Below are 13,893 nucleotides of genomic sequence, written 5' to 3' on the forward strand. Positions count from 1 at the left end.
GGGAACTTTCCGCGCCTGTCCGATCAGCCGCGACGAGGGGGACCGCTCCCGGTCCCGCCCCTCATCTCCCGTTCGATCCAGCGGCAGATCACGTCCACCACGTACACGTGCTCGGCCCGGGTCAGCTCGCGGCCCTTGGGGATTCCGTGCCGGCGTTCCAGACAGCTGCGGCAGCAGGTGGCGGTCGCGTGCTGGGCGACGAAGACCGGATGACCCCGGTACGGCGTCTGCTTGCCGTCCTTGTACGGCGCGGCCGGCGCGAGCCGCCTGGCGATCAGGTCGTACGCGTGCCGGCGGATCGTCGCCGGGCCCTTCAGCTCGGCGGTCGCCCGGTCCCGGCCGCGCAGGTGGAACCTCGCCCGGAACGGCTCCCGGGCGAGGGCGTCGAGCCGCTGGTCGAGCCAGGCGGGATCGGAGGAATCGGCCATACCGCTTCGAGCGTAGCGTGCGGCTACGGGGCCGGCGTGGCCCCCGGCGCCCGCTCCTGACCGCCGCGCTGCTGCGGGATCACCACCGCGCCCTGCTGCAGCGCCACCGTGCGGGTGGGGGCCGGGATGGAGATGCCCTCCTCGCGGTAGCGGCGGTGGAGGCGCTTGATGAACTCGTGCTTGATGCGGTACTGGTCGCTGAACTCGCCGACGCCGAGGATCACCGTGAAGCCGATGCGGGAGTCGCCGAAGGTGTGGAAGCGGATGGCGGGTTCGTGGTCGGGGACGGCGCCCTCGACCTCCCGCATGGTCTGCGCGACGACCTCCGCCGTGACCCTCTCCACGTGCTCCAGGTCGGCGTCGTAACCCACCCCCACCTGCACCAGCACGGTCAACCGCTGCTCGGGGTGCGTGTAGTTGGTCATGTTGGCCTTGGCGAGCTGGCCGTTGGGGATGACCACCAGGTTGTTGGACAGCTGGCGGACCGTCGTCTGGCGCCAGTTGATGTCGACGACGTATCCCTCCTCGCCGGTGCCGAGGCGGATGTAGTCGCCCGGCTGGACGGTCTTGGAGGCGAGGATGTGGATACCCGCGAACAGGTTGGCGAGGGTGTCCTGGAGGGCCAGGGCGACCGCCAGACCGCCGACGCCCAGGGCGGTCAGCAGGGGCGCGATGGAGATGCCCAGGGTCTGCAGGACCACCAGGAAGCCGATCGCCAGGACCAGCACCCGGGTGATGTTCACGAAGATGGTCGCCGAGCCCGCCACGCCCGAGCGGGACTGGGTGACCGTGCGGACCAGACCGGCGATCACCCGGGCCGCGGACAGGGTCACCACGAAGATCAGCCACACCTGAAGGATCTGGTCGACGTGGTGCTGCACGGTGCGGGTCAGCGGCAGCACCACCGCGGCCGCCGCCGCGCCGCCCGCGATCGCCGCCCAGGGGACGACCGAGCGCAGCGCGTCCACGATGACGTCGTCCCCGCTCCAGCGGGTCCGCTTGGCGTGTTTCGCGAGCCAGCGCAGCAGGGTGCGGGACATGAAGGCGAGCAGCAGTCCCGCCGCGAGCAAGATGCCGGCGACGACGAGGTCGTCCAGGGTCAGCGCGCGGTTCACCGGTCACCTCCGGGGCGGGCCGCAGCTGCGGAGTTGTGAAGTCTCGTCACGGTGTCACCTGCTCGATGTGCGGAATGTGCGATCGCGCCGGGCCGGAGAACTCCGGTGACCGGCGCGATCGTTCATCCTGCCGTATCCGGAACACCGGTTCGTACCCGGACCGGTGTCCTTCGGACAGCCGGCTCAGACGATGCCCTCGGCGAGTTCGGCCTGGTCGCGGTCGCTGCCGTACGCGGCGGCGGTCGGGGTGCCGTAGGAGCGGCGGGCGACGTACCACCAGACGCTCGCCAGGAGGAGGACGACGGCGAGCGCCACCGACGCGTAGTTCATGGTGCCGGCGGTGACCGGCGAGGCCTGCGGCAGGCAGAACAGCACGGTCACACAGGCCACCCAGACCACCGCGATCCAGCCGACCGGCCGGCTCCAGCGGCCCAGGCTCCACGGCCCCGGCCGGAACCGGTCGCCCGCGCGCAGCCGCAGCAGCACGGGGATCGCGTAGGCGGGGGTGATGCCGATGACGTTGATCGCGGTGACCGCGTTGTACGCCGTCGCCGAGTACAGGGAGGGCAGGGCGAGGACGCCGGCCACGGTCACGGACAGCCAGACGGCGGCCACCGGGGTCTGGGTGCGGGCGCTCACCGTGCGCCACAGCCGCGAGCCGGGCAGCGCGCCGTCCCGGCTGAACGCGAACACCATCCGGCTGGCCGCGGCGACCTCGGCGTTGCCGCAGAACAGCTGGGCGACGATCACCACCAGGAGCAGCGCGCTGGCGCCGCCGGTGCCCAGGCCGTCGAGGAGGATCTGCGCGGGCGGCACACCCGTGGCGGTGGTGCGGGTGGCGTCGTAGTCCTGGATCGCGAAGGTCAGACCGGCCAGCAGCACGAAGCCGGCGATCCAGGACACCCAGATGGACCGCACGATGCCGCGCGCGGCGGACACCGAGGCCTGCGAGGTCTCCTCGGACAGGTGGGCGGAGGCGTCGTAGCCGGAGAAGGTGTACTGCGCGAGCAGCAGGCCGATCGCCGCCACGTACAGAGGGTTGTGCCAGCCGGTCTCGTTGACGAACTTCGTGAACACGAAGGACGCCGGCCGGTGGTGGTCGGGGACGATCGCGAGCGCGCCGACGATCAGCGCGACACCCGCCAGGTGCCACCACACGCTGACCGAGTTCAGCACGCTGACCAGGCGGACGCCGAACAGGTTCAGCGCCGCGTGCAGCAGCAGGATGGCGCAGAAGATCAGCATGGTCCTGCCGGGCGTCGGCGTGAAGCCCCACTGGAGGTTGGCGAACGCGCCGGTGAACAGGGCGGCGCCGTAGTCGATGCCGGCGATCGCGCCGAGCAGACCGAGCAGATTCAGCCAGCCGGTGTACCAGCCCCAGCGCCGGCCGCCGAGCCGGTCGGCCATGTAGTACAGCGCGCCGGAGGTCGGATAGGCGCTGGTGACCTCGGCGAGGGCGAGGCCGACGCACAGGACGAACAGGCCGACGCCCGCCCAGCCCCACAGCATCACGGCGGGGCCGCCGGTGTTCAGGCCGAATCCGTACAGCGTCATGCAGCCGGACAGTATGGAGATCACCGAGAAGCTGATCGCGAAGTTGCCGAAGCCGCCCATCCGGCGGGCCAGCACCGGCCGGTAGCCGAGTTTGCGCAGCCGCTTCTCCTCGTCCTGCTGGGGCAGGCCGGGCGAGGGCGCCTGTTCGGGGGTGGGGGACATGCGGGGGACCTCCGGGTCGACGGGGTTGCGGGCGTGGGGCGGTGCGGTCAGGGGCGGGCCGAGCGGCAGCGGTCCCGGGCCTGGGTGAAGACCTCCACGGCACGGTCGCGGTCGGGCGTGCGGTACATCCAGGGCGGGGGCGTGAAGTAGGGGCCGATGGCGTCGAACACCCGGGCCGCGTCGGGGAACTGGAGCGAGCCCCACAGGGCGTGCGCGAGATGGTTGAGGTCGAGCAGGGAGCGTTCGGCGCGGTGGGTGTGCTCGAACCAGGAGTGCAGGGCGCGCCGCGCCTCGCGGGCCGCGTCCTCCGCCACCCAGTGCAGGTCCAGCGCTGCGTCGTGCCCGCTGTCGCGCCGGTACCGCTCGACGCGGACGTACAGCGGCAGCAGGTGCAGCGGGGAACCGGGCGGGGCCTGCACGGCGGCCCACTGCGCGTAGCCGGCGGCCTCCGTGAGCCGGCCCGTGCCGCCGCGCGCGTACAGGAACTGGAGCATCCGGTGGTGGGCCTCGCGGTTGTGCGGGTCGCGCCGGCCGGCCTCGGCCAGCAACCCCCAGGGCCCCGGCGGCAGCACCGGCTCGGGCGGCGGCGCCCGGTGCTCCTCCCAGCGCTGCTCCGGATCCAGCTGGGCCAGCGCCAGCAGGCACACCCAGGGCACCGGGTCCCGCGGCGCGATCCGGGTGGCGGACTGTGCGGCGTCCCAGGCCTCGATCCACAGCTCGTGGGTACGGCGGTGGCGTTCGCGCCGGGCGCGCAGGGCCCGCTCCACGCCGACCCGGGCGTGCATCACCGCGGCGTGCGCGCTGTCCGGTTCCTCGGTGAGCCAGGCGCGCACCACGTCGGTTCCGGCGGCGGCCGCCGCGAGCACCTGGGTGCGCTGGGTCCACCGCCCTCCCGGCGCGGTGTCCGCGAGCAGGGTGCGCATGGCCATCCAGCGCCCGGTGCGCACCTCCTGGAGCGCGGCGCGCAGGGCGCGGTCGGGGCCTGCGGGGTCGTAGGAGGGGCGGGGTCCTTCTCTGGCCATCAGCCGTCGGCCCCGGGCCACGGGCGCGCGGGCGGACGGGCGGGGTGGCGTGGCAACAGCCCTCCTGTGGGCGGCGATCGCGGTTACTCGGCGCTGGTCGGCGGTCACTATAGAGGCGCCGGTTCCGCCGTGCCATTGTTGCCAAATCAACCAATTGGCCAGGGAGTTGAGCGACGGGCCACGCTTGACGCCGGACGCGGCGCGACGGCAGGCTGACGCCGTGTGATCGTCAGCGCGGAGCGGAAGAGGGTGCGATGACCGGGCCGGTGCTCGCCGTCGACCAGGGCACGTCCGGCACCAAGGCCCTCGTGGTCTGCCCCGAACGCGGCGTACTCGGCTCAGGCTTCGCCGAGGTCCGCCCCCGGTATCTGCCCGGCGGACGCGTCGAGGCGGACCCGGCCGAGCTGTACGGCTCCGTCGTCGACGCCGGCCGGCAGGCGCTCGCCGAGGCCGGCGAGGACGCGGTGGCACTCGGCCTGGCCAACCAGGGCGAGACCGTCCTCGCCTGGGACCCCGGCACCGGCCGCCCGCTCACCGACGCCCTGGTCTGGCAGGACCGGCGCGCGGAAAGCGTCTGCGCCGAACTCGCCGACCACGCCGAGGAGTTGCGGCAGCTCACCGGCCTGCCCCTCGACCCGTACTTCGCCGCGCCCAAGATGGCCTGGATCCGCCGCCACCTCACCCACGAGGGCGTCGTCACCACGTCCGACGCCTGGCTGGTCCACCGCCTCACCGGCGCCTTCGCCACCGACGCCGCGACGGCGGGCCGCACCCAGCTCCTCGACCTCGACCGCGCCGCATGGTCACCGAGGGCGCTGGAGCTGTACGGCCTGACGGACGAGCGGCTCCCGCCGACCGCCGACAACGCCCAGCCCATCGGCACCACGAGCGCGTTCGGCCGGGAGATCCCGCTCACCGGACTGTGCGTCGACCAGCAGGCCGCCCTGCTCGCCCAGCGCGTCACCGCACCCGGCACCGCCAAGTGCACCTACGGCACCGGCGCGTTCCTGCTCGCCCACACCGGCGACCGCCCCCGGCGCGGCAGTTCGGGCCTGGTCTCCTGCGTGGCCTGGCGGCTCGCCGGCGCCATCGGCTACTGCCTGGACGGCCAGGTCTACACGGCGGCCTCCGCCGTCCGCTGGCTCACCGGCCTCGGCGTCATCTCCGGCGCCGCCGACCTCGACCCCGTCGGCGGCTCCGTCCCCGACAGCGGCGGTGTCACCTTCGTACCCGCGCTCGCCGGTCTCGCCGCACCCTGGTGGCGCGGTGACCTGCGCGGCTCGCTCACCGGGCTCGGCCTCGACACCGGACCCGGCCATGTGGTGCGCGCCCTGTGCGAGGGCATCGCCGCCCAGGTCGCCGAACTCGCCGACGCGGCCGCCGCCGACCTCGGCGCCCCGCTGGACACGCTGCGCGTCGACGGCGGCCTGACCCGCTCCGCCCTCCTCATGCAGACCCAGGCCGACCTGCTGCAACGCCCGGTCGAGGTCTCCGCGCTGGCCGACGCGACCGCACTCGGCGCGGCCGCCCTCGCCCGCCTCGGCGCGGACCGTACCCTGGGCGTCGCACAAGCCCTGCCCGACGGGAAGCCCGCCGCCGTGTACGAACCCCGCATCACCGCCGACGAGGCCGCCGAGCGCCGCGCCCGCTTCCGCATGGCCGTCGAGGCCCTGCTCGGCGCATGACGGTCACCGCCGAGGGCCCGCTGCCCGCCCGGACCTACGACGTCGCGATCGTCGGCGCCGGAGTCGTCGGCTGCGCCATCGCCCGCGAACTCGCCCGCCGGCCCCGCCTGAGCGTCGCCCTCGTCGAGGCCCAGGACGACGTCGGGCAGGGCACCTCCAAGGCCAACACCGCGATCCTGCACACCGGTTTCGACGCGGCCCCCGGCACCCTGGAGGCCCGGCTCGTCCGCGAGGGCTACGACCGGCTCAGCGCCTACGCCGCCGCCTGCGGCATCCCCGTGGAACGCGTCGGCGCCCTCCTGGTCGCCTGGGACGAGGAGCAGCTCGCCGCACTGCCCCGGCTGGCCGCGAAGGCCGCACACAACGGCTGCGACGAGACGCACCTGCTGGACCCCGACGCGCTGTACGCCCGCGAACCCCGCCTCGGCCCCGGCGCGCTCGGCGCGCTGCACGTGCCCGGCGAGAGCATCATCTGCCCCTGGACCACGACCCTGGCCTACGCCACCCAGGCGGTCCGCGCCGGAGTGGACCTGCACCTGAACTCGCCCGTGCGGCACGTCGACCGGGAGGGCGGCCACCGCCTGCGCACCGCCCGCGGTACCCTGCACGCCCGCCATCTCGTCAACGCCGCCGGCCTGCACGCCGACACCCTCGACCGGCTGCTCGGCCACGACGACTTCACCGTCACCCCGCGCCGCGGCCAGCTCCTGGTCTACGACAAGCTCGCCCGCCCGCTCGTCCGGCACATCCTGCTGCCCGTCCCGACCGCACTCGGCAAGGGCGTCCTCGTCGCGCCCACCGTCTACGGCAACGTCCTGCTCGGGCCCACGGCGGAGGACCTGGACGACAAGCGGGCCACCGGTTCCACCGCCGACGGCCTGGCCGGGCTGAGGGAGCGGGGCCGCCGCGTCCTGCCCGCCCTGCTGGAGGAGGAGGTCACCGCCGTCTACGCCGGGCTGCGCGCGGCCACCGGGCAGGAGGACTACCGCATCGCCGCCCACCCGGAGCAGGCGTACGTCACCGTCGGCGGCATCCGCTCCACCGGCCTGACCGCCTCCATGGCCATCGCCGCCCATGTCACCGGTCTGCTGGCCGAGAGCGGCCTCGACCTCGGCCCGGTCCGCGAGCCGGAGCCGGTGACCATGCCCAACCTCGGCGAGGCGTTCCCGCGCCCCTACCAGCGGCCCGACCTCATCGCCGCCGACCCGGAGTACGGCGCCCTCGTCTGCCACTGCGAGCGCGTCTCCCGCGGCGAGATCCGCGACGCCCTAGCGAGCCTGCTCCCGCCCCGCTCCCTGGAGGGGCTGCGCCGCCGCACCCGGGCCCGGGCCGGGCGGTGCCAGGGGTTCTACTGCGGGGCCGCGGTACGGGAGCTGTTCGAAAGGGGCCTGCCGCGGGACGGCGAGCCGGCGGTCGCCGAGCTCGCCGCCGGAAAGCCGTCCGGAAGAGGCCGGCCGTGACGACCGCCCGCCGTGTCGACGTGCTCGTCGTGGGCGCCGGACCCGCCGGGCTCGCGGCCGCCGCGCGCCTGGCCGCCGCCGGCGCGGGCCGCGTGGAGGTGCTGGAGCGGGAGGCGCGGCCCGGGGGAGTGCCCCGGCACTGCGCGCACGGCGGCTTCGGCACATGGACCCGGCCGCTGACCGGCCCCGCCTACGCCCACCGGCTGGCCGAGGCCGCCGAACGGGCGGGCGCGCTGCTCCGGACCGGGGTGACGGCCCTGGACTGGGGACCGGCCGGACCGGTGCTCGACGCCGTCGGCCGCGGCGGCCCCGAGACGATCGAGGCGCGGGCCGTCGTCCTCGCCACCGGCGCCCGCGAACGCCCGCGCAGCGCCCGCCTGGTGCCCGGCACCCGCCCCGCCGGGGTCTGCACCACCGGTGAACTCCAGCAGGCCTTCCACCTGTTCGGGCAGCACATCGGCACCCGTGCCGTGGTCGTCGGCGCCGAGGACGTCTCCTACGCGGCGGCCGGCACGGTCCGCGCGGCCGGCGCCGAGGTGGTCGCCCTGGTCACCGAGCATCCCCGCGCCCAGACCGGCCCCCTCCGCGCCCACGCCGCCCGGCTGCGCGACCGCGTTCCGCTGCTGACGCACACCACGGTCACCGAACTCCTCGGCCACGGGCGGCTGTCCGGGGTCCGCGTCCGTCACCGCGACGGCCGTACGGCCGTACTGGCCTGCGACACCGTCGTGTTCACCGGCGACTTCGTCCCCGACCACGAACTCGCCCGCCGCGGCGCCCTCGTCCTGGACCCCGGCACCCGCGGCCCCGCCGTCGACGGCGCCCTGCACACCTCGCGCCCCGGAGTCTTCGCCGCCGGGAACGTCCTGCACGCCGCCGAGCGCGCCGGCACGGCGGCAGCCGAGGGGACCAGGGTGGCCGGCGCCGTCCTGGACTTCCTCGCGGGCACCTGCTGGCCGGCCCCGGGTGTCCCGCTCGCCGTCGACGCGCCGCTGCGCTGGATCGCCCCCAACCGCCTCACCCCGGCCGCCCCGCCGGGCCGTTACCTCCTGCGCACGAGCGCGCCGCTGACCCGTCCGGTCCTCCTGGTCCACCAGGACGGCCGCCTGCTGCACCGCACCCGGCCGGGCCTCGGCACCGCGCTGCCCAACCGCACCCTGACCCTCAGCGCCCGCTGGACGGGACGCGCCGACCCCGAGGGCGGCGAGGTACGGGTGAGCGTCGGCTGAGCGGACCCGTTGTCAGTGCCGCCTGCGACAGTGGAGCGCGTGACAGACACGAACCACGCGCTGACCGGGCTGGACTCCGTCGACTGGACCGCCCTGCAGCACGCCTACGGCCCGGCCGACGACGTCCCCGCACAGCTGCGCGCCCTGTGCTCCCCGGACCCCGCCGAGCGGCACAAGGCGCTGGACGACCTGTACGGCAACATCTTCCACCAGGGCAGCCGCTACCCGGCGACCGCGGCGGCGGTGCCGTTCCTGGCGCGCACGGCGGCCGACCCCGCGCTGCCCGGCACGCCCGAGACACTGGAGCTGCTGGCGTCCCTCGCCATCGGCTACGACGAGTCGCACCTTCCCGGCGGCGTGGCCATAGCCGACTGGCGGCGCGAGGTCGAGGAGTTCCTCGCCCGGGACCCCGAGGAGATACGCGCCGAACTCGACGCCTGGGTGGAGGCGGCGGCCGACGAGGGCGAGCGGCGCAGCCGGGACTTCCGGCGCAGCCTGTTCGACCACGACCGCCAGTGCCAGAGCGCACAGGCGGAACTCGGCGCGTACGACGCGGTGCGCCGCGAACTGCCCGGCCTGCTCCCCCTGCTGGCCGACGCGGAGCCTGCCGTGCGGGCCGCGACCGCGTATCTGCTGGCCTGGTTCCCCGAGGAGGCCGGCGAGACGCTGCCGCCTCTGCTGCGGCTGCTGGACGCCGAGCGCGAACCGGTCGTCCTGGCCACCGCCCTCGTCGCCGCCGGGCTGCTGGGCGACGGGGAACTCGTGGGCCGGCTGCGGGCCTTCCTCACGGCCCGGGAGCCGGTGGTGCGCTGGGCGGCGGCCACCGCGCTGGCCCGGCTCGGCGCCGCAGGCGCCGCGGAGGCCGTGAGCGTGGAGGTGCTCACGGAACTCGCGGCCGTCGAGGACGAGGCACCGGGCACCGGTGCGCTCCGGGTCCTCTTCCACGAAGGCGACCTGCGGGGCTGCGCCGCCGCCTCGCTCGTGCTGCTCGCCGACCGGTTCCCCGACGAGGCGCTGGACGCGGTCACCGGCGCGCTGGCCGGCACCTCGGGCCCGGCGTCCTTCCCGGTCGCCGAGGCCGCGCTGCGGCTGGCGTTCGGCGTGCCGGGCCAGGGCGGCGTCGGGGCGTTCGAGGAGCTGGGCGAGCGGCAGCGGCGCCTGGTGCGGGTGCTCGCCGGCCTCGGCACACAAACCTGGCAGTGGGTGAACCTGCTGTCCCTCGTGCGCTCCTGGGGCCTGCCCACCCCGCGCGACGCCCTGCGCGCCTACGCCGGGCTGCCCGAGGAGCAGGAGGCGGCGCGGGAATGACGGGCAGGGGCGGCGGGCCAGGGGTTCACAGGTCCGTGAACGACCCGTGCCGGCCGGCCCCGGAGGCGAACCGGGCGGCTCCCTCGGCGCTCTCGGCCAGCACGGCCGTTCCGTACCGGAGTTCACCGCGCAGCGCCGTCTCCTCGTCCAGGCCCTCCTGGTCGAGGACCGACGCCCGGTCGCCACGCAGGCAGGCCTGCGGGAAGCGGGCGATCCGCGCCGCCAGCGCCTCGGCCTCGGCGCGGGCGCGCCCCGTCGGCACCACACGGTTGGCGAGCCCCATCTCCTGCGCCTCGCGGGCCGGCACCGGCCGGCCGGTGAGGATCATGTCCATGGCCCGGCTGGTGCCGATCAGCCGGGGCAGCCGTACCGTACCGCCGTCGATCAGCGGCACGCCCCAGCGGCGGCAGAACACCCCGAACACGGCGTCCTCCTCCGCGACCCGCAGATCGCACCACAGGGCCAGCTCCAGACCGCCCGCCACCGCGTGCCCGGCGACGGCGGCGATCACCGGCTTGGACAGCCGCATCCGTGTCGGCCCCATCGGCCCGTCACCGTCCTCCGCCACCCGGTTGCCGCGTTCGGTGCCGATCGCCTTCAGGTCCGCGCCCGCGCAGAACGTGCCGCCCTCGCCCCAGAGCACCGCCACCCGGGCCCGGTCGTCGGCCTCGAACTCCCGGAAGGCGGCGGCGAGTCGGGCGGCCGTCGGCCCGTCCACCGCGTTGCGTGCGGCCGGCCGGGAGAGGACGACCGTGGTAACGTGTTCCGTGCGCTCGACGCGGACCGGCATGGGAAGCCCTCCTTGGTTCGGTTGGTTAAGGCCACTGTGCCTCAGATGACCTTGAACCGGACCAGCGCCCCCAGCGTCAGCGCACCCGGCAGCAGCGGCGCCCACACGGTGATGATGCGGTAGGCGAGGACCACCGCCGTCGCCACCGCGGCCGGACCGCCCACCGCCACCAGCGCCACGATCAGCGCCGCCTCGACCGACCCCAGGCCGCCCGGGGTGGGCACCAGCGCCACGGCGACGGTCGCCGCGAGGTAGGCGAGCACCATGTGCGCCACCGGCACCGGCAGGCGGAGGGCCTGTCCGACCGCGGCCAGACCGGCCGCCTGCAGCGCGGGGAAGGCCAGCGATCCGCCCCACAGGGCCAGGACACGGCAGGGCCGGGTGTGCACCGAGCGCGCCTCACCGAGGGCGTCCCGCAGGAACGCGCCCACGCGCCGGCGCAGCGGCCGCACGGCAGTGGCCCCGGCCGCCGCCACCGCGAGCAGGCCGGCCGCGCCCAGCAGCAGCGGCAGGGCCGAGCCGTCCGGCAGCAGGGGGCCGAGCCGCAGCGCGTCGGGGAAGGCGAGCAGCAGCGCCGACAGCAGGCCGAGCCGGCCCACCGACTCGGCCAGCAGATACAGGGCGAGCGCCGCCGAGGAGCGGGCGAGCGGCACCCCGCACACGGTCATGAAACGCAGGTTCACCGCGCCCGCGCCCAGTCCCGTGGGCAGCAGATGGTTGGCGGAGGCCGCCGCGAACTGGGTGGCCAGCAGCCGCCCCTTCGGCAGCGGCTGCACCACCGCGCCCTGGCGGGTGAACGCGGCGGCCACCCAGGTCAGGCAGGTCGCGCCGGCCGCCGCCAGCAGCCACGGCCAGGAGGCGGTGCGCAGCTGGCCGAAGCCCTCGGCGAGCAGCGAGCGGTTGCGTACGGCGACCACGGCGACGAGCGCGAGCGGCACCAGGCACAGCACCTGGCGGGCGGGGACGCGACGGGGGAGTCGTCCCCGGGGCGGGGGAAACGGGACGGCAGTCACATCCGCAGAGGTTCTCCGCGCCGTCCCAACTGCGGGTGAAATGCCGCAGACCTTGACCTCAACGAAGCTTGAGGTTCTACCTTCTGTGCCATGAGCATGGAGACCACTGCATGGACGCAGCTGCACAGCGTGATGACCGCGCAGTCCGAGCGCCGTCCGTTCGCCCGCGCCACGCTGCGCCGCATCGCCGCCTTCGCCCGCCCGCACCGCGCGGGCATCGTCCGGTTCGTCCTGCTCGGGGTGGTGACGGCCCTGCTCGCCGTGGCGACCCCCATGCTCGCCGGCCGCGTCGTCGACGCGATCGTGGCGGGGCACGACTCCAGGACGGTGATCAGGCTCTCCCTGCTCATCGCGCTCGTCGCCCTCGCCGAGGCGGGGCTCGGCATCCTCGGGCGCCGGCTGTCGTCGACGCTCGGGGAGGGGCTCATCCTCGATCTCAGAACGGCTGTGTTCGATCATGTACAGCGCATGCCGGTCGCGTTCTTCACACGGACACGTACGGGCGCGCTGGTCAGCCGGCTCAACAACGACGTGATCGGCGCCCAGCGGGCGTTCGCCAACACCCTCTCCGGCGTGGTCAGCAACCTGGTCACGCTGCTGCTCACCCTGGCCGTGATGCTCACCCTGTCCTGGCAGATCACCCTGCTGGCGCTGGTGCTGCTGCCGGTGTTCGTGCTGCCGGCCCGCCGCATGGGCAGCCGGATGGCCCGGATGCAGCGGGAGGCGGCGGCGCTGAACGCGGCCATGGGCACCCGGATGACCGAGCGCTTCTCCGCGCCCGGCGCCACCCTGGTCAAGCTGTTCGGCCGCCCCGAGGAGGAGTCCGCCGAGTTCGCGGCCCGCGCCGCCCGCGTCCGGGACATCGGGGTGCGCACCGCCACGGCCCAGTCCGTCTTCATCACCGCCCTCACCCTGGTCTCCTCCCTCGCCCTGGCCCTCGTCTACGGCCTCGGCGGCTGGTTCGCCCTGCACGGCACCCTGCAGGCCGGCGCGGTCGTCTCCCTCGCCCTGCTGCTGACCCGGCTGTACGCCCCGCTCACCGCGCTCGCCGGCGCCCGGGTGGAGGTGATGAGCGCGCTCGTCAGCTTCGAGCGGGTCTTCGAGGTGCTGGACCTCGAGCCGCTCATCGAGGAGAAGCCGGACGCCCGCGAGGTGCCCGAGGGTCCCGTCGCCGTCGAGTTCGACGACGTCCGCTTCTCCTACCCCTCGGCCGACCAGGTCTCCCTGGCCTCCCTGGAGGAGGTCGCCGCCCTCGACACCCGCGGCGGCAGCGAGGTCCTGCACGGCATCTCCTTCCGCGCCGAACCCGGCGAGACCATCGCCCTCGTCGGCTCCTCCGGCGCGGGGAAGTCGACCATCGCCCAGCTCCTGCCGCGCCTGTACGACGTCGACGCGGGCGCGGTCCGCATCGGCGGGGCGGACGTCCGCGACGTGACCGCCGCGTCCCTGCGCGGCACGGTCGGCCTGGTCACCCAGGACGGCCATCTCTTCCACGACACCGTCCGCGCCAACCTGCTGCTGGCCAGGCCGGACGCCACGGACGACGACCTCTGGGACGCGCTCGGCCGGGCCCGGCTCGCCGATGTCGTACGGTCCCTGCCCGACGGTCTCGACACGGTGGTCGGCGAGCGCGGCTACCGGCTCTCCGGCGGGGAACGGCAGCGGATGACCATCGCCCGCCTGTTGCTGGCCCGCCAGCGGGTGGTCGTGCTGGACGAGGCCACGGCCCACCTGGACAACACCTCGGAGGCCGCCGTGCAGGAGGCCCTCACGGAGGCGCTGGAGGGGCGTACGGCCGTGGTGATCGCCCACCGGCTGTCCACGGTCCGGGCGGCGGACCAGATCCTGGTCGTGGAGGCGGGGCGGATCGTGGAACGGGGCACGCACGAGGAGCTGCTGGTGCTCCAGGGGCGGTACGCGGAGCTGTACCGGACGCAGTTCGCGGACAGCGGCGAAGCCGCGGCGGCGGTGGCCGAGGCGCCGACGGTCTGAGAGGGGCGGGGGCGTTCCAGGGAGCCGAGTTGGTGCCGTACCTCTTGACTCCACTGGTCCGTACCTTTAGTTTCACGCCTTAAACAAAGCCGGTGGACACGCCAACGCGCGCTGTGTTCACCGGCGTTGTGTCGC

General features: G+C 74.9%; 11 protein-coding genes. 5 read left to right on the plus strand and 6 right to left on the minus strand.

Annotation, left to right across the window (positions count from 1 at the left end):
• Nucleotides 1-23: 23 nt before the first annotated feature.
• From AB0950_RS08770 to AB0950_RS08785, 4 genes are all read right to left on the minus strand, one after another.
• Nucleotides 24-428 (minus strand): DUF4186 domain-containing protein, encoded by a 405-nt coding sequence (locus tag AB0950_RS08770; RefSeq protein ID WP_360160575.1) that lies wholly within the window; start codon nucleotides 426-428, stop codon nucleotides 24-26.
• 23 nt (nucleotides 429-451) lie between these two features.
• On the minus strand, nucleotides 452-1,543 hold the full coding sequence (locus AB0950_RS08775) for a mechanosensitive ion channel family protein (protein WP_360160574.1): 1,092 nt from the start codon (nucleotides 1,541-1,543) through the stop codon (nucleotides 452-454).
• Between the two features lie 183 nt (nucleotides 1,544-1,726).
• Complete coding sequence (locus tag AB0950_RS08780) at nucleotides 1,727-3,259, minus strand: amino acid permease (RefSeq protein ID WP_366778147.1); 1,533 nt, start codon at nucleotides 3,257-3,259, stop codon at nucleotides 1,727-1,729.
• A gap of 47 nt (nucleotides 3,260-3,306) precedes the next feature.
• Nucleotides 3,307-4,281, minus strand: coding sequence for a hypothetical protein (locus AB0950_RS08785; protein WP_360160572.1), 975 nt, complete (start codon nucleotides 4,279-4,281; stop codon nucleotides 3,307-3,309).
• 254 nt (nucleotides 4,282-4,535) lie between these two features.
• Between AB0950_RS08785 and AB0950_RS08790 the strand changes: the two genes are divergently transcribed.
• The 4 genes from AB0950_RS08790 to AB0950_RS08805 are packed head-to-tail and all read left to right on the plus strand — an operon-like array spanning nucleotide 4,536 to nucleotide 9,963.
• Nucleotides 4,536-5,966: an FGGY family carbohydrate kinase gene (locus AB0950_RS08790; protein WP_360160571.1), complete on the plus strand. Its 1,431-nt coding sequence runs from the start codon at nucleotides 4,536-4,538 to the stop codon at nucleotides 5,964-5,966.
• Nucleotides 5,963-7,426 carry an FAD-dependent oxidoreductase gene (locus AB0950_RS08795; RefSeq protein ID WP_366778148.1) on the plus strand — a complete coding sequence of 488 codons (1,464 nt, stop codon included), beginning with the start codon at nucleotides 5,963-5,965 and terminating at the stop codon, nucleotides 7,424-7,426. Before AB0950_RS08790 ends, AB0950_RS08795 begins: the two co-directional genes overlap by 4 nt.
• Complete coding sequence (locus tag AB0950_RS08800) at nucleotides 7,423-8,655, plus strand: FAD-dependent oxidoreductase (protein WP_366778149.1); 1,233 nt, start codon at nucleotides 7,423-7,425, stop codon at nucleotides 8,653-8,655. Before AB0950_RS08795 ends, AB0950_RS08800 begins: the two co-directional genes overlap by 4 nt.
• A gap of 39 nt (nucleotides 8,656-8,694) precedes the next feature.
• Entirely contained in the window at nucleotides 8,695-9,963 is a 1,269-nt protein-coding gene (locus AB0950_RS08805) for a HEAT repeat domain-containing protein (RefSeq protein WP_366778150.1), read from the plus strand.
• Nucleotides 9,964-9,988: 25 nt separating this feature from the next.
• Here the strand turns inward: AB0950_RS08805 and AB0950_RS08810 are convergent, their stop codons facing one another.
• Nucleotides 9,989-10,753 (minus strand): crotonase/enoyl-CoA hydratase family protein, encoded by a 765-nt coding sequence (locus tag AB0950_RS08810; RefSeq protein ID WP_360574099.1) that lies wholly within the window; start codon nucleotides 10,751-10,753, stop codon nucleotides 9,989-9,991.
• A 41-nt stretch (nucleotides 10,754-10,794) separates the two neighbouring features.
• A complete protein-coding gene (locus tag AB0950_RS08815; RefSeq protein ID WP_366778151.1) occupies nucleotides 10,795-11,766 on the minus strand; it encodes a lysylphosphatidylglycerol synthase transmembrane domain-containing protein in 972 nt (323 codons plus the stop codon).
• A 96-nt stretch (nucleotides 11,767-11,862) separates the two neighbouring features.
• On the opposite strand from AB0950_RS08815, the gene AB0950_RS08820 reads away from it, so the two are divergent.
• Nucleotides 11,863-13,758 (plus strand): ABC transporter ATP-binding protein, encoded by a 1,896-nt coding sequence (locus AB0950_RS08820; RefSeq protein ID WP_366778181.1) that lies wholly within the window; start codon nucleotides 11,863-11,865, stop codon nucleotides 13,756-13,758.
• Nucleotides 13,759-13,893 lie beyond the last annotated feature (135 nt).

The sequence above is a fragment of the Streptomyces sp. NPDC007189 genome (assembly GCF_040703635.1).
In the GTDB taxonomy this organism is placed as follows: domain Bacteria; phylum Actinomycetota; class Actinomycetes; order Streptomycetales; family Streptomycetaceae; genus Streptomyces.